General features: G+C 64.1%; 18 protein-coding genes. 9 read left to right on the top strand and 9 right to left on the bottom strand.

Features of this window, described 5'->3' with window-relative positions; all coding sequences use genetic code 11:
- Nucleotides 1–42: 42 nt before the first annotated feature.
- The 4 genes from kdpC to kdpF all read right to left on the bottom strand — a co-directional run bounded on the left by kdpC (nt 43) and on the right by kdpF (nt 4,763).
- Complete coding sequence (gene kdpC / locus VGL01_RS25395; protein WP_331574334.1) at nt 43–624, bottom strand: potassium-transporting ATPase subunit KdpC; 582 nt, start codon at nt 622–624, stop codon at nt 43–45.
- Between the two features lie 28 nt (nt 625–652).
- Nucleotides 653–2,779 (bottom strand): potassium-transporting ATPase subunit KdpB, encoded by a 2,127-nt coding sequence (gene kdpB, locus VGL01_RS25390; protein ID WP_331574358.1) that lies wholly within the window; start codon nt 2,777–2,779, stop codon nt 653–655.
- 86 nt (nt 2,780–2,865) lie between these two features.
- Nucleotides 2,866–4,674, bottom strand: a complete 1,809-nt coding sequence (gene kdpA / locus VGL01_RS25385; RefSeq protein WP_331574332.1) for a potassium-transporting ATPase subunit KdpA — start codon at nt 4,672–4,674, stop codon at nt 2,866–2,868.
- Entirely contained in the window at nt 4,671–4,763 is a 93-nt protein-coding gene (gene kdpF, locus VGL01_RS25380) for a K(+)-transporting ATPase subunit F (RefSeq protein WP_331574356.1), read from the bottom strand. The genes kdpA and kdpF overlap by 4 nt, the downstream gene beginning before the upstream one ends.
- Before the next feature lie 385 nt (nt 4,764–5,148).
- Here kdpF and VGL01_RS25375 point away from each other — a divergent pair, with 385 nt between their 5' ends.
- Both VGL01_RS25375 and VGL01_RS25370 read left to right on the top strand, forming a co-directional pair.
- A complete protein-coding gene (locus VGL01_RS25375; RefSeq protein WP_331574330.1) occupies nt 5,149–5,748 on the top strand; it encodes a chorismate--pyruvate lyase family protein in 600 nt (199 codons plus the stop codon).
- A complete protein-coding gene (locus VGL01_RS25370; RefSeq protein ID WP_331574328.1) occupies nt 5,741–6,940 on the top strand; it encodes an FAD-dependent monooxygenase in 1,200 nt (399 codons plus the stop codon). The genes VGL01_RS25375 and VGL01_RS25370 overlap by 8 nt, the downstream gene beginning before the upstream one ends.
- 131 nt (nt 6,941–7,071) lie before the next feature.
- Here the strand turns inward: VGL01_RS25370 and VGL01_RS25365 are convergent, their stop codons facing one another.
- Both VGL01_RS25365 and VGL01_RS25360 read right to left on the bottom strand, forming a co-directional pair.
- Complete coding sequence (locus VGL01_RS25365; RefSeq protein WP_331574326.1) at nt 7,072–8,544, bottom strand: NAD-dependent succinate-semialdehyde dehydrogenase; 1,473 nt, start codon at nt 8,542–8,544, stop codon at nt 7,072–7,074.
- A 13-nt stretch (nt 8,545–8,557) separates the two neighbouring features.
- Complete coding sequence (locus VGL01_RS25360) at nt 8,558–9,646, bottom strand: tartrate dehydrogenase (protein ID WP_331574354.1); 1,089 nt, start codon at nt 9,644–9,646, stop codon at nt 8,558–8,560.
- Between the two features lie 115 nt (nt 9,647–9,761).
- Here VGL01_RS25360 and VGL01_RS25355 point away from each other — a divergent pair, with 115 nt between their 5' ends.
- The gene (locus VGL01_RS25355; RefSeq protein WP_331574324.1) at nt 9,762–10,715 is read left to right on the top strand and encodes a LysR substrate-binding domain-containing protein; all 954 of its coding nucleotides are present in this window, start codon (nt 9,762–9,764) and stop codon (nt 10,713–10,715) included.
- Here the strand turns inward: VGL01_RS25355 and VGL01_RS25350 are convergent.
- From VGL01_RS25350 to VGL01_RS25340, 3 genes are all read right to left on the bottom strand, one after another.
- Nucleotides 10,712–11,203, bottom strand: coding sequence for an Lrp/AsnC family transcriptional regulator (locus VGL01_RS25350; RefSeq protein WP_331574322.1), 492 nt, complete (start codon nt 11,201–11,203; stop codon nt 10,712–10,714). The genes VGL01_RS25355 and VGL01_RS25350 overlap by 4 nt on opposite strands.
- A gap of 110 nt (nt 11,204–11,313) precedes the next feature.
- Nucleotides 11,314–12,240: a glyoxylate/hydroxypyruvate reductase A gene (locus VGL01_RS25345; RefSeq protein WP_331574320.1), complete on the bottom strand. Its 927-nt coding sequence runs from the start codon at nt 12,238–12,240 to the stop codon at nt 11,314–11,316.
- 8 nt (nt 12,241–12,248) lie between these two features.
- Nucleotides 12,249–13,109, bottom strand: a complete 861-nt coding sequence (locus VGL01_RS25340; protein WP_331574318.1) for a GNAT family N-acetyltransferase — start codon at nt 13,107–13,109, stop codon at nt 12,249–12,251.
- Nucleotides 13,110–13,350: 241 nt separating this feature from the next.
- On the opposite strand from VGL01_RS25340, the gene VGL01_RS25335 reads away from it, so the two are divergent.
- From VGL01_RS25335 to VGL01_RS25310, 6 genes are all read left to right on the top strand, one after another.
- Nucleotides 13,351–14,211, top strand: a complete 861-nt coding sequence (locus VGL01_RS25335) for an SDR family oxidoreductase (protein ID WP_331574316.1) — start codon at nt 13,351–13,353, stop codon at nt 14,209–14,211.
- A 19-nt stretch (nt 14,212–14,230) separates the two neighbouring features.
- Nucleotides 14,231–16,447, top strand: coding sequence for a VTT domain-containing protein (locus VGL01_RS25330; protein WP_414720354.1), 2,217 nt, complete (start codon nt 14,231–14,233; stop codon nt 16,445–16,447).
- Nucleotides 16,444–17,277 carry an endonuclease/exonuclease/phosphatase family protein gene (locus VGL01_RS25325; RefSeq protein WP_331574312.1) on the top strand — a complete coding sequence of 278 codons (834 nt, stop codon included), beginning with the start codon at nt 16,444–16,446 and terminating at the stop codon, nt 17,275–17,277. The genes VGL01_RS25330 and VGL01_RS25325 overlap by 4 nt, the downstream gene beginning before the upstream one ends.
- Entirely contained in the window at nt 17,255–17,752 is a 498-nt protein-coding gene (locus VGL01_RS25320) for a phage protein NinX family protein (protein WP_331574310.1), read from the top strand. The genes VGL01_RS25325 and VGL01_RS25320 overlap by 23 nt, the downstream gene beginning before the upstream one ends.
- Nucleotides 17,753–17,916: 164 nt before the next feature.
- Nucleotides 17,917–19,218, top strand: coding sequence for a hypothetical protein (locus tag VGL01_RS25315; protein ID WP_331574308.1), 1,302 nt, complete (start codon nt 17,917–17,919; stop codon nt 19,216–19,218).
- A 12-nt stretch (nt 19,219–19,230) separates the two neighbouring features.
- Nucleotides 19,231–20,172 (top strand): DMT family transporter, encoded by a 942-nt coding sequence (locus VGL01_RS25310; protein ID WP_331574306.1) that lies wholly within the window; start codon nt 19,231–19,233, stop codon nt 20,170–20,172.
- The last annotated feature ends 202 nt before the right edge of the window (nt 20,173–20,374 follow it).

Genomic DNA, 20,374 nt, shown 5'->3' with positions numbered 1-20,374 from the left:
GTGCCTCGTTGCAGGAATGGGCCATATGCGAGCTTAGCCTAATCAATGCACGCGTTGAATTCGATCGAGTGCAAGATTCAGCCGTAGTACGTTCACGCGCGGCTCGCCCAGCACGAGGAACTGCCGGCCGGACGTGTTCTGCTCGATCGCGCGATACACCTGATCGAGCGTCAGGCCGCGCGCCTTTGCCACCCGGGACGCCTGATATGCCGCGGCTGCCGGCGAGATGTCGGGATCGAGACCACTGCCCGACGAGGTGACGAGATCGACGGGAATCGGTGCCGTATTCGTCGGATCGGCTGCATGCAACGCCAGAATCCTTCCCTTCACTTCGTCGGCGAGCGCGGGATTCGTCGGTCCCAGGTTCGAGCCGCCGGAGTTCTGAGCGTTGTAGGGGTTCGGCGTGGTGGCCGATAACCGTCCCCAGAAATAACCGGGCGCATCGAACTGCTGGCCGATCAATTCGGAGCCGACCGGCTTGCCGTCTCTCTCGAGGATGCTGCCATTCGCCTGACGAGGAAATACCGCCTGGCCTATCGCCGTGACGATGACCGGATAGGCGATACCCGTGATCAGTGTCATCGCTGCAAATAGCACGAGCGTCGGTCGCAACAGGTTTTTCATGATCGATCGAATAAGAAAGGGAATCGGTTCAGGCCCAGCCCATCGCGGCCAGGAACATGTCGATCAGCTTGATGAACGGGAACGGCAGCATGATGCCGCCGAGCCCGTAGATCAGCAGATTGCGGCGCAACAGTGCGGCTGCGCCAAGCGCGCGATACGTCACGCCTTTCAGCGCGAGCGGAATCAGGAAAACGATGATGAGCGCATTGAAGATGACCGCGGAGAGAATGGCCGACGCGGGCGACGTCAGATGCATCACGTCGAGCACGCGCAGCTGGGGGTAGGTCGTCGCAAACGCAGCCGGAATGATCGCAAAGTACTTCGCGATGTCGTTCGCGATCGAGAACGTCGTCAGCGAACCGCGGGTCATCAGCATTTGCTTGCCGATTTCGACGATCTCGATCAGCTTCGTCGGATTCGAATCGAGATCGACCATGTTGCCGGCTTCCTTCGCCGCTTGCGTGCCGGTGTTCATCGCCACTGCCACGTCGGCCTGGGCGAGCGCCGGAGCGTCGTTGGTCCCGTCGCCCGTCATCGCGACGAGCCGGCCTTCGGTCTGGTGCGCGCGGATCGTCGCGAGCTTCGTCTCGGGCGTCGCCTCGGCGAGAAAATCGTCGACTCCGGCTTCGGCCGCGATCGCCGCGGCCGTCAACCGGTTGTCGCCGGTCACCATCACGGTCTTGATGCCCATTTTGCGCAATTCGGCAAAACGCTCCTTGATACCGCCTTTGACGATGTCCTTCAACTCGATGACACCGAGCACGCGGGCGGCTCCGCTGGCATTCTCGCCGCCGGTCTTTTCCGCGACCACGAGCGGCGTGCTGCCGCGCCGTGCGATATCGTCGACTGCCTTGCTCACTTCCTGGGCAAACCGGCCGCCGCTTTCCTCGACGTACTTGCGCACCGCATCGGCCGCGCCTTTGCGGATTTCGCGACTGGGCGCCCCGAAGGAAGTCCCATCGGGGGGCGTCCCGGCGCGCGTTGTCTTCGGATGCAGATCGACGCCGCTCATCCGCGTTTGCGCCGTGAAGCCGAGAAAGGTCGCCTGCAGTTGGGCCATGTCGCGCTCGCGGATATTGAACCGCTGCTTCGCGAGCACGACGATGCTGCGGCCTTCCGGTGTTTCATCGGCGAGCGATGCAAGCTGCGCCGCATCGGCGAGCTCGTGCTCGGTGATACCCGGCGCCGGCACGAATGCCGATGCTTGCCGGTTGCCGAGCGTGATCGTGCCTGTCTTGTCGAGCAAGAGGACATCGACGTCGCCCGCGGCTTCGACCGCCCGGCCGGACGTCGCGATGACGTTGGCCTGCATCATGCGGCTCATGCCGGCCACGCCAATGGCGGAGAGCAGCCCGCCGATCGTCGTCGGAATCAGGCAGACGAGCAGGGCAACGAGCGCAGTGATCGTCACGACGCTGCCCGAGTTCATCGTCGCGACCGAAAAGAGCGAGAACGGCAGGAGCGTCGCCGTGGCAAGCAGCAGCACGAGCGTCAACGCGACGAGCAGAATCGTGAGCGCGATCTCGTTCGGCGTTTTTTGCCGCTTCGCGCCTTCCACCATGGCGATCATCCGGTCGAGGAACGCCTCGCCGGGATTGACGCTGACCCGCACGACAATCCAGTCGGACAGCACGCGCGTGCCGCCCGTGACGGACGAGAAATCGCCACCCGACTCGCGGATGACAGGGGCGGACTCGCCCGTGATCGCGGATTCGTCGACGGAAGCCACGCCGTCGAGGACTTCGCCGTCGGCCGGAATCGTATCGCCGGCCTCGACGAGCACGACGTCGCCCTTGCGAAGATCGGTCGACGTCACGATGCGGATGGGCGACTTCGGATGCGGCTCGTTGAGCTTCTTCGCCGTGACGTTGTGTTTCGCGCTACGCAATGACGCGGCTTGCGCTTTCGAGCGTCCCTCCGCGAGCGCTTCGGCGAAGTTGGCGAACAGCACCGTGAACCAGAGCCAGAGTGCGACGGCCAGTATGAAGCCGGCGGGCGCTTCGGCCTGCCCGCCCAGAGCCGCGATCCATAGCACGGTCGTCAGAATGCTACCGACATAGACGCAGAACATCACGGGGTTGCGCAACTGCGTGTGCGGCCCGAGTTTCCTGAACGAATCGACGATGGCCGGCTTGAGGAGCGCGGGATCGAACATCGCGCGCGCGGCCGTGCGCGTTTGCCCCTGATTATCCGGGCGATGCGCAGGCGTTGGATTGATTGTTGTCATGCTTTTCCTCGAGATCAATGGCCCGAAATCATCATCAGATGTTCGACGATAGGGCCGAGCGCCAGCGCGGGCACATAGGTCAGCGCACCGACGAGCACGAGCGTGCCGAGCAACAACACGACGAAGAGCGGCCCATGCGTCGGCAGCGTGCCGGGCGTGACGGCGATGCGTTTCTTGTTGGCGAGGGATCCTGCAATGGCGAGCACGGGCACGATGGTGCCGAAGCGGCCAAACCACATCGCGATCCCGAGCAGCACGTTGTAGAACGGGGTATTGACCGTCAACCCGGCAAACGCGCTGCCATTGTTATTTGCGGCGGAGCTGAACGCGTAGAGCACTTCCGAGAAGCCGTGCGGGCCCGGATTGGCAATCCCGGCCGTACCGAGCGGCGAGAGTATGCCGATGGAAGTGCCGACGAGCACGAGCAACGGGGTGAGCAGGATCGCGATCGAGACCATCTTCATCTCGTACGATTCGATTTTCTTGCCGACGTATTCGGGGGTACGGCCGATCATCAGGCCCGCGACGAACACCGCGAGCAAGGCGAAGACGAGCATGCCGTAGAGCCCGGAGCCGACGCCGCCGTAGACCACTTCGCCAAGGTCGATCAACAACAGCGGCACGAAGCCGCCGATCGGCGTCAACGAATCGTGGGTGTTGTCGACGGCGCCGCACGACGCGGCGGTCGTCGCCACCGTGAAAATGCCGGATTGAGCGATGCCGAATCGCACCTCCTTGCCTTCCGCGTTGCCGCCTGCCTGGCCATCCGAAGCACGTTGGTCGACCGATAACGTCGAGAAAAGCGGATTGCCGGCCTGCTCCGCACTGATCTCACCCCAGCAGGCGAGCGCGAATGCAATCGTCATGGCCGCGAGCACCGCGACGCCCTGGCGGCGATCGCCGATCATCCGGCCGAACACGATGGGCAGTGCGGCGGGAATCACGAGCATGGCGATCAGCTGCACGAAGTTCGATAACGGCGTCGGGTTCTCGTACGGGTGCGCAGAATTGGCGTTGAAGAATCCACCGCCGTTCGTGCCCAGCATCTTGATCGCTTCTTGCGACGCGGCCGGGCCCATGGCGAGAGTCTGCTTGTCCGCCTGCCGGTCCTGCATGATCGGGTTGCCCTTCGCATCCTTCTGGGCGTTGCCTTGCGCGTCGGTCTTCGGCGCCTGGTAGGTCGTCACCTGCAGGGTCGACACCTCCTCGTAGGCCTTGAAGTTCTGTATCGCGCCCTGGCTCACGAATACCAGCGAAACGACGATCGCAAGCGGCGCAAGGATGAAGAGCGTGATGCGCGTGAGGTCGACCCAGAAGTTACCGATGGTCTGGGCCGTGTGCCGCGCGAAACCGCGGATCAGCGCGACCACGACAGCGATGCCGGTCGCCGCCGACAGGAAGTTCTGGACGGTGAGCGCCGCCATCTGGGTCAAATAACTGGCTGTGGCCTCCGGCGTGTAGTTCTGCCAGTTCGTGTTCGTCACGAAGCTCACGGCCGTATTGAATGCCGCATCGGGCGTCATCGGGCCAAAACCCTGCGGATTCGCGGGCAGCCATGACTGCAACCGCAGGAACGCGTAGACGGCGAGCGCGCCCAGCGCGTTGAAAAGCAGCACGGCCAGCGCATAGCGCTTCCATGACATTTCGGCATCGGCATCGACGCCGGCAAGCTTGAACAACAGGCGTTCGATGGGACGACCGATACGGCGAACGACGATGGACGAACCGTCGAGCACGCCTGTCATGTACCGGCCAAGTGGAAAGGCCAGGGCGATCAGCGTGACGATGAAGAGCGCGGTCTGCAACAGGTCGTTCGCATTCATTCGAGTTCCTCCGCCCTGAGGAGCGCGTACACGAGGTAGGCGAACAACAACGTTGTCGCGGCTGCCGCGAGCCAGATCATCCAGGTCATCATGGCCGGCCTCCCGGGGCGCGGTTACCGAGCCTCTCGCATCCGGCCGCCAATCCAACGGTGATTGCCAGGAAAAGGGCAATCCCCGCGATATAGATCAAGTCCATTCTTCTCGTCTCGCTTACGAACCATGACAGCCTGAAGCGTAGAGGAGGGGGCGTAAAGGCAGGGACAAGACTGGGGGCGGGGGCGTAAAAAACGCGTAAAGACGATTCTCCCCTCGCCGAAGAGACCGGCCGGACGTTCGGGCATTTCCGTAGGAATACCCGGAACGCTTATCGCAACATACGGAAGTCCCGCCATTCGCGTGCCCGAAAGACTGAACAATGGAGCCCCCGTCTCACGGCACGCGCTGCAAGCGTCGCCCTACATCGAGGGTTTCGGCATGTCCGTTTACACAGAACACGCGAGGTTCTTTTCGCTCCCCGCCACAACCGCTACGGAGCAAGACCGCGCAAAGCACGAGGTATGGCAATCGCTGGGATCGCGCACCAAGGCCTTGCTGAGTACCGACGGTACGTTGACATTGCTGCTCGACGCGTTTTCCGGCGAAAGCATCGAGACCGTGCTGCTCGCACAGCACGCCGAGCGCGCCGATGCGGTATCGGCCTGCGCCACCATGAGCCTCGGTCCAGACGAAGCAACGACACGGCGAGAGGTCGTGCTGCGAACCGCGCTGAGCAAGCGCAATCTCGTGTATGCCGAGTCTCGCATCGCCGATGCGCGCTTGCCGCCGCCGCTGCGGGCACCGCTGATGCAAGGCACGCTGCCCATCGGCTTGTTGATGCGCTCGGCGCGTATCGAGTCGTTCCGCGAACTGCTCGACTGGGGCATCCACCCACTCGACGAAGCGCCTTGCCCGAACGCATGCTTCGACGCCACGGAACTCGTCTATCGCAGCTACCACATCGTCGTGGCGGGCCGCCCTTTGATGCGCATTACCGAGTACTTTCCGCGCGGCCTGTTCGAGGGCGTCGATGAATAGCCCGACATCACCGGTTCTGATCGTCGGCGCAGGTCCTGTCGGGCTGACCACCGCATTGCTGCTGGCAAGACAAGGCATCCGTTCGACGGTCCTGCAACGTGGCTCCGACGTCCTGCGAACCGGATCGCGCGCCATCGTGTTGCTGCGCGACACGCTCGAAGCGTTCGACGCAGCGGCGCCCGGCACGGGCGCGCGGTTGGCCGCACGCGGTATCACCTGGCGTGTGAAGCGGACCTACCACAAAGATCGGCTTCTTTTCAGCGAAACCTATCCGGAATCGAAGGACGCGCGCTACCCGCTCTTCGTGAACGTCTCGCAACAGGAAACCGACAGCGCGCTACTGGATGCCGCGCGCACGCAGTATCCGGATCACATCTCGGTCGTCTTCGATCAGCACGTGATGGGTTTGCGGCAAACAGAGCGACATGTCGTGGTCGTTACAGAAGAGGGCCGGGAGTTCGTCGCGGATTTCGTCGTCGGCGCGGACGGCGCACATTCGAATATACGCAAGCTCCTGGGCATCGAATTGATCGGCCGGCGATCCGAAAACCGCTTTCTCATCGCCGATGTTCGCGCCGAATTGAACATCGAATACGAGCGCCGTTTTTATTACAGCCCGCCCGGCAATCCAGGCTATCAGGCCTTTATGCTGCCGCAACCCGACGGGGTCTGGCGCTTCGATTGGCAGGTCGCGCCCACTACGCGTCTCGAGGACTTGACCCACGGCGATGGCCTCCACACGAAAATACGCGCGCTCATCGGACCGGATATCCCTTATGAGGTGCTATGGACGAGCCTCTATCAGTTCAACAATACGCATGCGAAGACATTCGGCGCGGGCCGGGTCTTCCTGGCTGGCGATGCCGCGCATCAGTTCAGCCCGTTCGGCGGGCGAGGGCTCAATTCGGGCATTGGCGATGCGCGCGCGCTGGCCGCGCATCTGGCGCGCGCGATCGGGGATAAGACCGCGATTTATTCGCTCCCCGGGTACAACGCGGAGCGACAGAAAGCCGCCGTTGCCAACCTCGATGCAACGGGAAGAGTGCTTCGTGTGCTCGTTCCCGCCACACCGCTGCATCGCGCGGTCCGTCATCTTGCGCTGCGGGGCGCGCGGCATTTCGCATTCTGCCGTCGATACGTCGACTCCGGCCCGTATGCGGTGTCCCAGCGTCCGACGACGCAAATCGAATGAAAGGCCGGTCGATGCATATCGCTTAGGCGCTTAGGCGCTTAGGCGCTTACGCAAGCCCCACGCCAAACGAACAAAAAATGGGCGGCTTCTGTAGAGCCGCCTCGGTGCAGAGACGATCGGCAGCGATGCCGTTATTGAAGATTGCCCTGGCAGAGGTACTTGATCGACAGATAGTCGTCGAGGCCGTACTTCGAGCCCTCCCGGCCGTATCCCGACTCCTTGATTCCGCCGAACGGCGCCGCTTCGCTCGATAGGGCGCCCTCGTTGATGCCGACGATGCCCGCTTCGAGCGCCCCCGACACGCGCTCGATCCGCTTGATGTCGTTGCTGTAGAAGTAGGCCGCCAGGCCGTAGGGCGTCGCATTGGCGGCTTGCACCGCCTCGCTTTCCGTCTCGAAGCGGAAGAGCGGCACGACCGGCCCGAACGTTTCTTCGCAATAGAGCTGCATACTCGGATCGGCGTCAGCGAGCACCGTCGGGGCGTAGTAGTGAGACCCGAGGTCGGTCAGACGTTTGCCGCCCGTGACGATGCGCGCGCCGCGCGTCAGTGCATCGTCGACATGCCGCGCAATCTTGTCGACCGCGCGCGCATTGATCATCGGGCCGATCTGCGAATGCTCGTCGCTTGCCGGGCCAATCTTCAATGCACCGACGCGCTCGCCCAGCAGAGCTGCGAACCGCTCGAACACGCCCGACTGAACATAAACGCGGTTCGGGCATACGCACGTCTGTCCGCCGTTGCGGAACTTGGAGACCATGAGGCCTGCCACCGCGGCTTCGAGATCGGCATCGTCGAACACGATGAACGGTGCGTTGCCGCCGAGTTCGAGCGAAAGCTTCTTGAGCGTATCGGCCGACTCGCGGGCCAGATACTTGCCGACTGCCGTCGAGCCCGTAAACGTGATCTTGCGCACGCGCGCATCGTGCAACCAGTCGGCAACGGCCGGCACCGCGCGCTCGCGCGAGGTCGTAATCAGATTGAGCACACCGGCAGGCACGCCAGCCTCGTGCGCCAGCATGACGAGCGCGCTGGCCGTCAGCGGTGTGTCCTCGGCCGGCTTGCCGACCACGGTGCAACCTGCTGCCAGCGCGGGCGCGATCTTGCGCGCGATCATCGCAAGCGGAAAATTCCATGGCGTGATCGCGGCGACGATGCCGATCGGCTCTTTGACGGCGCTCATGCGTTTGCCGCGTTGCTGCTGCGGAATCAGATCGCCATAGATGCGCGTCGCCTCTTCGGCGAACCAGGCAACATAGGAAGCACCATAGGCGACCTCGCCACGTCCTTCGGCAAGCGGCTTGCCCTGTTCGCGCGAGATCAATGCGCCGAGCGCATCCTGATTCGCGACGATCAGCGCGTGCCAGCGTCGCAGAATTTCCGCGCGGGTCTTCGGCAACGTCTCGCGCCAGGCGGGCAGGGCGGCCGCGGCGGCATCGGTGGCCGCACGCGCATCGGCGGCCCCGCTATCGGCCACCTGGGCGATGAGTTCGTCCGTGGCAGGATCGGTAACAGCGAAACGCGCGCCGTCCGCCGCCGGCACCCAGCGTCCGCCGATGAAGTTGTCCGTGCGAATCAGCTCGGACAGTTCGAATATGCGTGTCATCCGTGGCTCCTTGTCAAACCTGTTCGATGCGCGCGGCAATGGCCGCACCCACATCGCGCGTGGTGGCGTTTCCGCCGAGGTCGCCCGTGCGCGGCCCTTCCTTGAGCGTCGCTTCGATCGCGGCGAGCATTGCGTCGTGAGCCTGCCTTTCCTTGCCGGCATGCCCGCCGACGAAATCGATCATCATGGCCGCCGACCAGATCATGGCGATCGGATTGGCAATGCCCTTGCCCGCGATGTCGGGCGCGGAACCATGCACCGGCTCGAACAGCGACGGGAACGCACGCTCGGGATTGAGGTTGGCGGACGGCGCAAGGCCGATGGTGCCCGTGCATGCGGGGCCGAGGTCGGAGAGGATGTCGCCGAAGAGATTCGTCGCGACGACAACGTCGAAGCGATCGGGGTTCAGTACGAAGCGGGCACAGAGAATATCGATGTGCTGCTTGTCCCACGCGACGCTCGGGTACTGCGTGGCAATTTCCTCGGCACGCTTGTCCCACCAGGGCATGCTGATCGCGATGCCATTGCTCTTCGTCGCGACGGTGAGCTTCTTGCGCGCGCGCCGCGCGGCCAGATCGAATGCGAACTTGAGTACACGTTCGCTGCCATGCCGCGTGAACACGGCTTGCTGCACGACGAATTCGCGCTCGGTCCCTTCGAACATCACGCCGCCAACCGACGAATACTCGCCTTCGGTATTCTCGCGCACGATCCAGCAATCGATGTCGCCGGCCCGGCGACCCGCGAGCGGAGACGGGACGCCCTCGAAAAGACGTGCCGGACGCAGGTTGATGTATTGGTCGAATTCACGGCGGAACTTGAGCAGCGAGCCCCACAACGAGATGTGGTCGGGGACTTTCTCGGGCCAGCCGACGGCACCGAACAGAATGGCATCGCAGTGCAACAACTGCGCTTTCCAGTCGTCCGGCATCATCTGGCCGTGCTTTTGGTAGTAGTCGCAGCTCGCCCAGTCGATGTGCTCGTACTCGATCGCTATGTCGAAGCGGCGGCATGCCGCGTCGAGCGCGCGCAGCCCCTCGGGCATGACTTCGGTGCCGATGCCGTCGCCGGGAATGACGGCGATCCGATATGTACGGGCCATGGCGGAGTTCTTCCATGAAAGTTGAATTACAGTCATTTTATTTCGCTCCGTTCGATTTAGAATCTGGGTTTTGGTTAATCGACTGTTCACGAATCGTGTATAAATCAGGCCCCCTATGGATTCCGCCCGTGCGCCGGAGCTGAGCGACCTGCGTGTCTTTTGCACTGTCGCGCGCTGCTCGAGCTTCAGCGCCGCGGCCGACGCGCTCTCCGTTTCCGCGGCCTATGTCAGCAAACGTGTGAGCATTCTCGAGGCGACGCTCGGCACGCGGCTCCTGCATCGTTCGACACGGCGCGTGACGATCACCGAGGCTGGCGAACGCGTCTATGCCTGGGCGGAAAAGATTCTCGACAACGTGGAGCAACTGGTCGAAGACGTCTCCACGACGCGGCGCATTCCGCGCGGCACGCTGCGCATTTCGAGCAGCTTCGGCTTCGGCCGCCACATCCTTGCACCGGCGCTGGCTCGGTTTTCCGAGCGCTATCCCCAGTTGAGCGTACGTCTCGATCTATTCGACCGGCTCGTCGATGTCACGGGCGAAGGATTCGATCTCGACATCCGCATCGGCGACGAGATCGCCCCGCATATGATCGCGAAGCGGTTGGCTTCGAATCATCGCGTGCTGTGCGCATCGCCCGCCTACCTGGAGCGCTATGGCGCGCCGAAGCAGCTGAGCGAACTGGCGTCCCACGCTTGCCTGGCGATCAAGGAGCGCGACCATCCATTCGGGGTGTGGCGGCTCGACGTTCGGGGCGAGCGCGTTTCAGTGAAAGTGACCGGGCCGTTGTCGACGAACCATGGCGAAGTGGCCGTGCAATGGGCGTTGGCCGGACGCGGCATCGTGCTGCGCTCCATGTGGGACGTGGGGCGTCTCATCGAAGCGGGTTCGCTGCGGCGGGTGCTTCCCGAGGTGACGCAGCCGGCCGACATATGGGCCGTGTATCCCGCACGTCTGACGCAGTCCGCCAAGGTGCGCGCATGTGTCGATTACCTTGCCCAGACCCTTGCGCAGCCGGCTGCCGAGGTGGCCGGGGACGAGGTACGAGGCGGACCCGAATCGCCGGTTTAGCTGTGCGGAAACAAGACTTCGAGCGGATAACTGTTCTTCACGAACGGCGACTTGATGATCACGTAGCTGAAATACTTTTCGATGCCGATATTGCGTTCGAGTAAACCCTCGATCACGCTTTGATAATGGCTGACGCTGCGCGTGACGAACTTGAGCAGGTAGTCGTAGCCGCCGCTTGCCAGGTGGCATTCGACGATTTCGTCGATATTGCGAATCGCGGCGACGAAACGGTCGAAATCTTCGCGGCGATGATCGGCGAGCGTTACTTCCGTGAAGACGATCTGCACGTCGCCCAGTTTTTCGAGCTGGATCTGCGCTCCGTAGCCGGCGATGTAGCCGGCTTTTTCGAGGCGCTTGACGCGGATGAGACACGGACTTGGCGAAAGCCCAACCGCATCGGCGAGTTCGACGTTCGTAATGCGCCCGCGCTTCTGGAGTTGAGACAGAATACGCAGATCGATTCGATCCAGCTTGCAATCCCCGGTCATCGTCAGTGGTCGCCTGAAAGCCCGTCGAAAACGTGACGGCTACTTTAGCATGCGCGCGCGCCGAATCCGCAATCGGGAATCGGCAAACGCCGTTTCATGAGGATCGAAGCTCAATAACCACGTTCCCGATCGATCTCACCGATCATCGGCAGACCGGCGCGATAGCGAGCGAGATTCTCGAGGACGGCTTCGACCGCTGTCTCGGGACGCGTCGCGCTCGCGATATGCGGCGTGATGCGCACACGCGGGTGAGTCCAAAGCGGATGACCCGCCGGCAACGGTTCGGGCTCCGTTACATCGAGGAGCGCATAACGCAGGTGGCCTTCGTCGAGCAGCCGCAGCAAATCGTCTTGCCGCAGGTGCGCGCCGCGCCCGGTCTGAATCAGCGACGCCCCGCGCGGCAGTTTGCGAAGCAGATCGGCGTCGAGCAAGCCGTGCGTGGCCGCCGTCAACGGCAGCAGGCATACGAGAATGTCAGTGCGTGCCAGAAAGGCGTCGAGCTGGGCCGCACCGGCGTAGCATGCGACGCCCTCCAACGTGTGCTGCGAGCGGCTCCAGCCCGCGCAGTCATAGCCGAACAAGCGCAGACGTTCGAGCACCGAGGTGCCGAGCATGCCGAGCCCGAGCACACCGACGCGGCAGGTCGAGGCGGGCCGCAAAGGGATTTCGCGCCAGACCTGCTGTTGCTGCTGCCGCGCATAGTCGAAAAGATCGCGATGCAGGCTCAACACGCCCTGGCAAACATACTCGATCATTCCCTCGACGATACCGGGCTCCACCATGCGGACCACAGGAACGTGCCGCGGAATGCCGCCCAGATCGAACTGGTCGACTCCGGCGCCCACGGAAAAGACGATTTCGAGGTTCGGCAGGGTACGGGCGGGGTCCTCGGGAGGCTGCCACGCAGCGAGGTAGCGGATCGAGGCCGGGTCCCCGACATCGGGCCATAGACGAAAAGCGAGTTCGGGCGCGCGCTGCGCGAACAGTCGCGCCCAGATTTCGCCTCGGGCCGGATCGGCTTTATAGAGAAATGTCACTGCCGCCCTCAGCCGATTGCCTGATTGATGATGCCGTACTGTGCAAAGCGCTCGTCGCGTGGCCATGCCGAGCCGGCGCCGCGCGCCATCTTGACGACCGTGTCGACACGCGCGAGGCCGAGCGCTTCGAGCCAATCGGTCAGCCCGCTATCGGCAGGGACGTCGATCCGCACGAAGGCACCGGGGCTCGATGCGAGCCAATGACCGATCAGCGCTTGTGCGCGCAACGGATCCGCCGCGTAGGGTGTCACCACAGGGCCGATCGCCTGCCCGCGCCCGAAGCGGCGAAAGAGCGCGAAGCCGATCAACTCCCCGTCGCGCTCGAGTCCGATGCCGTCGGCAGACTCGAGCAGCGCGGGCAGTACGGTCGTCCGATCGAGACCGCTCGCACGCGAAGCAAGCTCGACGAGACGCGGGGTATCGCGCTCGCCGATGGGCCGCAGCCGCTCGTTCGGCGGCAAGCTCGGCAGCGCGGGCACACCAGCATTGCCCTGGTGCTGATCGAGCGCGCCGATCGCCACGAAGCCCAGTTTTTCGTACAACGGACGGCCTGCGGGTGTCGCATGCAGCATAGCTCGCCGCGAGCCGAGCTCCTCGAGCGCGAGCTCGGTCAAGCCCCGGCCGATACCCATGCCCTGATGCGCGGGCGACACGATGATCATGCCGACGGAGCCTGCCTCCACACCGTACTTCCAACTGAACGCGGTGCCCACCACGCGTCCGTCGCACTCGGCCACGAAGCCGTTGCCGAGTCCGGCGACGAACCGCCAGTCGTCCTCGCGGTGCGGCCATTTGAGTTCTGTCGTCAGAGCGTGAGCGGCGCCGATGTCCGCTATAGCAAAGGGCCGGTAATGGATCCGAGTCGACACGCTTTCCCCTTCGTTGCCTGTAATGATCCGCCCACTTTGGCATGCGCTCGCGCGGGTGACTAGGACGATCTTTTCATGCGCGAAACGCGCTGCTCCGGTCAGGCTGCTCCGGTCGGTTCCGCCGGGTCGCGTTCGGACCCTCCGCCCCGGTGTGTCCCCGCCACAAGGCACGCGCATTGCTCGCCTACGGTATAAGCGTCTGGCAACACCGTCTCTGACACCGAATCGAGAGGGAGCGAACATGACTGATCGACCACGGCCGCCACTGCCTGAGCAGCAGCAAAACGAGGTTCCGGGCAGGACGGCGCCGATGCACCCCCAACCCGACCATGGTGAGCAAAGCTACCGCGGACATGGGCGTCTTGCCGGGAAAGCCACACTCGTGACGGGCGGCGACAGCGGGATTGGCCGGGCGGTCGCCATTGCCTTCGCCCGGGAAGGCGCCGACGTTGCGATCGCCTATTTCGACGAACACGACGACGCGCGCGAGACCGCCCGCTGGGTCGAGCAGGCGGGGCGCAAAGCCGTGCTGATCGACGGCGATCTCGCCAATCCCGCCCATTGCCGCGAGGTCGTTTCGCGCACGATTGCGGCGTTCGGGCGCATCGACGTACTCGTGAACAATGCGGCCTATCAGATGGACTACGACTCGATCGAGGAGATCACCGACGATGAGTGGGACCGTACGTTCGATGTGAACATCGGCGCGATGTTTCGCCTCGTGAAGGCTGCGCTGCCGCATATGAAGCGCGGCAGCGCGATCGTCAATACGACGTCCGTGAATGCCGACAAGCCGCGGCCCACGCTGCTGCCGTATGCCACGACGAAGGGCGCGATCCAGAATTTCACGGGCGGCTTGGCCCAATGGCTGGCCGAGCGGGGGATTCGCGCGAACTGCGTCGCCCCGGGCCCGATCTGGACGCCGTTGATTCCGGCGACGATGCCGCCCGAGAACGTCGAATCGTTCGGCAAGCAAACGCCGATGAAGCGTCCCGGGCAGCCGGCGGAGCTGGCGCCGGTCTACGTGATGTTGGCGAGCGACGAGGCGAGCTACGTGTCCGGCGCGACCGTCGCGGTGACGGGCGGCGTGCCGATCATTTGACGAGCCCGCCATGCCGATGATGAGCGATATCGCCGGCAGCAGTGCTCCGGCAATCGATGCGCGCGCACGCGAAATCGACGCGCAGGTGCATGCTGCCACTGCGCCGCACTGCGCGCGGCATGGCCTGCTCGAAGCGGGCCGCAACTGCGCCACGATCCGCCGGGCCGATCGTTTCGCAGTCCTGATCGATGGCGAAGCCTACTTTTCCGTCCTGCGCGAGGCTTTGAAGCGTGCGCGGCATACGATCTTCATCGTGGGCTGGGACATCAACAGCCGCATCAGACTCGTGCCGGACGGGGCCAACGACGGATTTCCAGAGCCGCTTGCAGAATTTCTGCAAACCCTCGGGGCACTCAGGCGCCATTTGCGCATCTACATCCTCGCCTGGGACTTTGCCATGATCTACGCGTTCGAGCGCGAATGGCTACCCGTCTATCAAACCAGTTGGCGCTCGCATCATGCGCTGTCGTTCAGGCTCGACGGCACGCATCCGCGCGGCGCATCCCATCACCAGAAATACGTCGTGATCGACGACCGTCTGGCATTCGTCGGTGGCATGGATCTGACGCGTTCCCGCTGGGATACGCGGGCTCATGCGGTCGACGATCCCCGCCGTCGCGATCCGAACGGCAAGACGTATGGGCCGTTCCACGACGTCCAGACCATGTTCGACGGCGATGCCGCACGCGCGATCGGCGAGCTTGCGCGGCAGCGATGGCAGCGCGCTTGCGGACGTTCGATCCCGGTCCAGGCCGAGTCTGTGCCGGGTGAGGAACCCGATCCTTGGCCGCCGGATGCAACCGTCGAGTTGCGCGACGTGATGCTCGGCATCTCGCTGACCGAGCCCCCGCATCTCGGCCGCGAGCCGCTGCAGCACGTGCGCAACCTGACCGCCGATCTCATCGCGGCAGCACGCGAGCATATCTATATCGAGAACCAGTACTTCACGGCAGCCGTGGTTCGCGAGTCGCTTGCATCGCGCCTTGCGGAACCGGACGGTCCGGACGTTGCGGTCGTCGTACCGCGGATGCAAAGCGGCTGGCTGCAAGAGGCGACGATGGGCGTATTGCGCGCAAGGCTGCATCGCGCGCTCGTCGAGGCCGATGTTCACGATCGCTATCGAATGTACTGTCCGCATATCGAGGGGCTCGGCACGCGCTGCCTGAACGTGCACAGCAAAGTCATGATCGTCGACGATCGCGCGATCACCATTGGCAGTGCCAACTTGAACAATCGCTCGATGGTGCTCGATACGGAATGCAACATCGCGATCGATGCCAACGGCGACCCGGCGGTGCGCGCGGCGATCGCGCGCTGGCGCAACCGTCTGCTCGGCGAGCATCTGGACGTTCCGGAGGCCGAATGCAAAAAAGCGCTCGAACGCACGGCGCGGCTTCATGACGCGATCGCGTCGCTCTCGCGCGACGAGGCGCGGACCCTGCAACCTTTCACGCCCGTCATCACGAGCGATCTCGATGCCGTCGTCCCGATCAGCGCCTGGCTCGATCCGGAGCAGCCGATCGAGCCGGAGGCGCTGGTACGCGAGTTCGTTCCCGAAGAGCACGGCCGATCGCTGACCGCGCGCCTGTTGCTGCTCGGCACGCTCGTGCTGGCCATTGTCGCGCTGACGGTGATCTGGCGTTTTACGCCGCTCGGGCACGATATCAATCTCGCGTCGATCGTGCATTGGGGCCGGCGCCTCGGCACACTGCCGCTCGCGCCATTGATCGTACTGGGCGGATATGTCGTCGCGGCGGTCCTGTCGGTGCCGATCACCGTCCTGATCGCCGCAACCGGCCTCGCCTTCGGAGCCTGGCCGGGCTTGGGCTATGCGCTCGGCGGAACGCTGCTGGCGGCGGCCGCGACTTACGGGATCGGCGTCACGTTGGGGCGCGATGCGGTGCGCCGGCTGGCCGGGGCGCGTGCCAATCGGCTCAGCGAGCGTATCGGGCGACGCGGAATAGTGACCATGATGATACTGCGTCTCTTACCGATCGCGCCGTTCACCGTCGTGAACCTCGTCGCCGGGGCATCGCATATCAGTCTGCGCGACTACTTGCTGGGGACGATGCTCGGAATGCTGCCCGGCACAGTGTTGACGGTCACGTTCGCTCACCAACTGGTGGCCACGATTCGCCATCCTGGCGGGGGAGCCTGGGCGACGCTCGTGGCGATCGGCGCAGCCCTCGTCGGCGCGTCGGTGCTGTTGCAACGGTGGTTGAGCCCGCGCCGATGATTGCACAAGCCAGCCCAGTCGAGGCGATGGAGCCCGACACGCTGCCCGAGCCAGCCGAAACGCCGGTCCGCGCGGATGTTGCATGCGCGCTGCGCATCGCCACCTACAACATTCACGGCGGCCTCGGTGCGTGGACGACGCATTCGGCGCACCGAATGGAGCAACGGGTCGCGCAAGTCATCGCGGAATTGGATGCGGACGTCGTCGCGTTGCAAGAAGTGCCGCTGGGCGGCAGCGATGCGCCCGATGTGCTGGCGCATCTGCGCGACACCACGGGGATGTATGCGGCGGCAGGGCCGACGCTCGACACGCCGCGGCGGCGCTACGGCAATGCCGTGCTCTCGCGTTTGCCGATCCGCGCGGCGCGCACGCTCGATCTGTCGTTTCACGGCCGCGAGCCGCGCGGCGCACTCGATGCGGATATCGCGTGCGGTTCGGTGCTGCTGCGCATCGTCGCGACCCACCTCGGGTTGTCGGCAGGGGAACGCAGTACGCAGGTGCGAGCGCTGCTGAACGCTTTCGACACGACCGAGTTGCCGGTGATCCTGCTCGGCGATATCAACGAATGGTTCGTACGCGGCAAGGCCTTGCGGACGCTCGTCACGCATTTCCGGCGCGCGCCGGCTCCGCGTACGTTCCCGACGTTTTGCCCGATCTTCGCGCTCGATCGCATCTGGGTCCACCCGGGCGAATGGCTGACGGGCGTCAGCGTGCATCGCAGTGCGCTCGCTCGCACAGCGTCGGATCACTTTCCGTTGATTGCCCAGATCGAAGTGCCGGCCGCTTCGCCCAAACCGGGAGCAACCTATGAAAACCGAGGACTTGACTGACCGCGCGCTGGATTACTGGTGCGCCCGTGCGCTCGTCGACGACGACGAGGAAATCCGCTTCGTGGCGATCGAGCCCGAGCTCGTCGTCACGCTCGCGCACGGCGAACTGCGCCTGCTCGATCGGCGCTTTGCGCCGAGCTCGGACTGGGCCGATGCGGGCATCGTGCTGGAGCTGGCCCGCGAGCTGACGCTCACGACACGGGACGACGGATCGGCCCTTTGCCGGGCGCGCTTCGCAGACTGCGAAGAAACGGGGGAGGCCGCCGGGGCAACGCTTCGTACCGCGCTGCTGCGTGCATTCGTGCAGGCGCGGTGCGGCAGCGAAGTCGACGATCGACTCCCCGACGCGCCCCACGCGGTGCGCCGCGGCGCCATTGTGCCGATCGACGCCGGCGGGACGGCGCCCACCTACGCCGAAGACGGCCCACGCGAGAGCGACCCGACCGGCGATATCCGCTCGATACCGCGCACCTGAACGCCGCAGCGCGCCGCTTCGCGCGCGCCTGCACGGTCCGCATTCTTCGCAGCAATTGTCATCGATCGCTACGGGTTCGAGTAGCGAGCGGCCGGGGCCGCTTGCCTACGATGAAGCGACGGCGCACTGACGCTCGCGTGCGCGACCTGCGAAGGAGTTCATGGATGGGTGCGATTCAAGCGAAGAACATCGTGATCGTCGACGGATACTCGATGGGCCGGGAACTGGCGCATGACCTGAAGACGATGGGTGCCGAGCTCTTTCATTTATGCTCGACGCCCGAGCCGCCTCCCGTCTTTCGGGCGGGAATCGATGCCACGCCTTACCGCGCCGATCTCGGCTATCTCGGTGCCGAGGATGAAGCGGCCCGCATGCTATTGGCGATGGACATCGATCATGTCCTCGCCGGCTCGGAGATGGGTGTGAGCTACGCTGAGCGGCTCGCCCATCTCGTCGGCGCACCGACGAATCTCTATCCGCTCGTTGCCGAGCGGCGCAACAAGTTCCGCATGATCGCGGCACTGCACCGCCGCGGCTTGCTGGCGGCCGAGCAGGCGCTCGTCGACAGCGAGAACGAGGCCGTTGCCTGGGCACAGCGCCAGGGCAATTGGCCGCTCGTGGTCAAGCCGCTCGACAGCGCCGGTTCGGACAACGTCACGATCTGCCGCAGCCTCGACGAGGTGCGCACGGCCTGTCGAAAGGCCTTCGCGGCGCATACGGTGTTCGCGCAGCCCAATCGGCAGTTGATCGTTCAATCGTGGCTCGACGGCACGCAGTACATCGTCAATACCGTCAGCCGAGACGGTCGCCATTTCATGACGGACGCATGGCGCGTCAACATTCGCCTGCTGCCCGGCTACGCCATGGTCATGGAGGACTTCGAACTGCTCGCACCGGAATCGCGTACCGCCTCCTCGTTGTTGCGCTATACATTCGATGCGCTCGACGCGCTAGGCATCGTGAATGGCACAGCGCACAGCGAGTTGAAATGGACGGCTCGCGGTCCAGCGATGATCGAAACGGGCGCGCGCCTGATGGGGGCGGCGATGGATCGCGACTCGTATGCCGCCGCCGGGCTGAAGACCCAGTCGATCTACCACGCCCTGGATTTGATGCAGCCGGAATGGATGAACGAGATGCGCCGGCGCAGCGATCGATATTTGCCCGGACGCCATCTGACGAAGGTGTTCTTCGCATTCGCTGGCGATGGCGTCATCACGGGTGTCGACGGCCTCGAGCGGCTGCTCGAACTGCCGACGTTCCATGCCATCTACCGGACACTGCCTGTCGGTACGCGCGTTCATCTCACGACGGATTCGACAGGGTGGGGCGGCGCCATCTATCTCGTTCACGAGGATGCGGCGCTGATCGAGCGCGACCGCGAGCAGATTCGGGAATGGGACGCCGAGGGGCTGCTCTACGAGATCGACTACGAGACCGTCGAAGCCTCGGCTGCGGCCTGCTGAACGGAGTGTCCCATGAGCTTTTACGGACCTTTTCAGGCAATGGCCGCGATATGCCTGCAAGCGCTTGGGCAGGTGCTTTATACCTATTTTCTTTCCGGCATTCCCGAACCCGTATTCGTCTTTGGCAGTTTCTTGCTCACGACGCTCATATTGAATTTGAAAAACGGATTCAGCATGCCGCGGCGCGATTACGACCTGCTGATTCGCAACAACGTCTACACCGCCATCACCTATCTCTGCTTTTTCTTCGCCTTGCGCGAGCTCGATCCTTCGGTCGTCGTGGCGATCGACACCGGCGTTGCGCTGATCGTCGGAGCGCTGTCCGACAGCATCAAAAGGCGTGCGTGGCCCACACCTCGCAGATTGGCCATCTGCACGGGCGTTCTCGTCGCCTGCCTGCTGCTCGGGGCGAGGCAGTTCGATGGCGCCGGGCATGCCGGGCTGAGTCGGCTGTCGATCTGGATCGCCATGGCGGCGACCGCAGTCACGGGGGCCTCGTCGGCGCTGACGATGTCGGTTTGCGCTGAGCTTGCCGAGCGCGGCTGGTCGCGTTCGCGAATCGTTTCCCAGCGTTTTTATTTGACCGTTTGCGCGACGCTCGTTTGGTGTCTGGCGCTCCCTGATTCGCTACATATCGCGGTGGACGGCAGTACCGTCGGCATCGCGGTTGTCGTCACCCTGGCGGGGGTCATGCTCCCGATGCTGCTGCTGCAATCCGCCGTGCAACTGAGCGGACCGTTTGCCGTCCTCGTTTGCATGTCCGTTCAACCGTTCATCTCGCTTTTGTTGGCGACTTCCGCAAACCTGCAGACATTCGATTGGCGCACGGCCCTGGGCATTGCCATCGTTTCGTTGCTCGTCGTCTTCGACGTGGCGGCCGACCGGTCTGCGCCGCGCCGCAAACGCGCGATCGCAAGCGCCCCGACGCAGCTCGCCTCGGGAACGACGACCTGATCGTAGCTGTGCCGCCGCAACAGTGTGACGATTCGTTTTGGCGGCGCCCAATTCGCATCCGCAACGCTGCGCAGCATCGCCGCCGCTACATTGCGAGGAGGTATTGGAACGTCTTAGGGAGAGTCGAATGCAGATTCGTCGCGGTAATGCAGCAACGGACGCGGGGCGGGCCGAGACGCAGGAGCGCCGCGCGGCTGGCACA

It is taken from the genome of Trinickia sp. (genome assembly GCF_036503415.1).
In the GTDB taxonomy this organism is placed as follows: Bacteria; Pseudomonadota; Gammaproteobacteria; order Burkholderiales; family Burkholderiaceae; genus Trinickia.
Note: the sequence above shows the minus strand (reverse complement) of the source record. Positions and strands in the feature narration are given on the sequence as shown.

Bases quoted from the DNA above. Each gene is read 5' to 3' on its own strand.
- kdpF (WP_331574356.1), bottom strand. From the start codon at position 4,763: ATGACCTGGATGATCTGGCTCGCGGCAGCCGCGACAACGTTGTTGTTC.
- VGL01_RS25370 (WP_331574328.1), top strand. From the start codon at position 5,741: ATGAATAGCCCGACATCACCGGTTCTGATCGTCGGCGCAGGTCCTGTC.
- kdpB (WP_331574358.1), bottom strand. From the start codon at position 2,779: ATGTTCGATCCCGCGCTCCTCAAGCCGGCCATCGTCGATTCGTTCAGG.
- VGL01_RS25335 (WP_331574316.1), top strand. From the start codon at position 13,351: ATGACTGATCGACCACGGCCGCCACTGCCTGAGCAGCAGCAAAACGAG.
- VGL01_RS25350 (WP_331574322.1), bottom strand. From the start codon at position 11,203: ATGACCGGGGATTGCAAGCTGGATCGAATCGATCTGCGTATTCTGTCT.
- kdpC (WP_331574334.1), bottom strand. From the start codon at position 624: ATGAAAAACCTGTTGCGACCGACGCTCGTGCTATTTGCAGCGATGACA.
- VGL01_RS25325 (WP_331574312.1), top strand. From the start codon at position 16,444: ATGATTGCACAAGCCAGCCCAGTCGAGGCGATGGAGCCCGACACGCTG.
- kdpA (WP_331574332.1), bottom strand. From the start codon at position 4,674: ATGAATGCGAACGACCTGTTGCAGACCGCGCTCTTCATCGTCACGCTG.
- VGL01_RS25320 (WP_331574310.1), top strand. From the start codon at position 17,255: ATGAAAACCGAGGACTTGACTGACCGCGCGCTGGATTACTGGTGCGCC.
- VGL01_RS25365 (WP_331574326.1), bottom strand. From the start codon at position 8,544: ATGACACGCATATTCGAACTGTCCGAGCTGATTCGCACGGACAACTTC.
- VGL01_RS25330 (WP_414720354.1), top strand. From the start codon at position 14,231: ATGAGCGATATCGCCGGCAGCAGTGCTCCGGCAATCGATGCGCGCGCA.
- VGL01_RS25355 (WP_331574324.1), top strand. From the start codon at position 9,762: ATGGATTCCGCCCGTGCGCCGGAGCTGAGCGACCTGCGTGTCTTTTGC.
- VGL01_RS25315 (WP_331574308.1), top strand. From the start codon at position 17,917: ATGGGTGCGATTCAAGCGAAGAACATCGTGATCGTCGACGGATACTCG.
- VGL01_RS25375 (WP_331574330.1), top strand. From the start codon at position 5,149: ATGTCCGTTTACACAGAACACGCGAGGTTCTTTTCGCTCCCCGCCACA.
- VGL01_RS25360 (WP_331574354.1), bottom strand. From the start codon at position 9,646: ATGGCCCGTACATATCGGATCGCCGTCATTCCCGGCGACGGCATCGGC.
- VGL01_RS25310 (WP_331574306.1), top strand. From the start codon at position 19,231: ATGAGCTTTTACGGACCTTTTCAGGCAATGGCCGCGATATGCCTGCAA.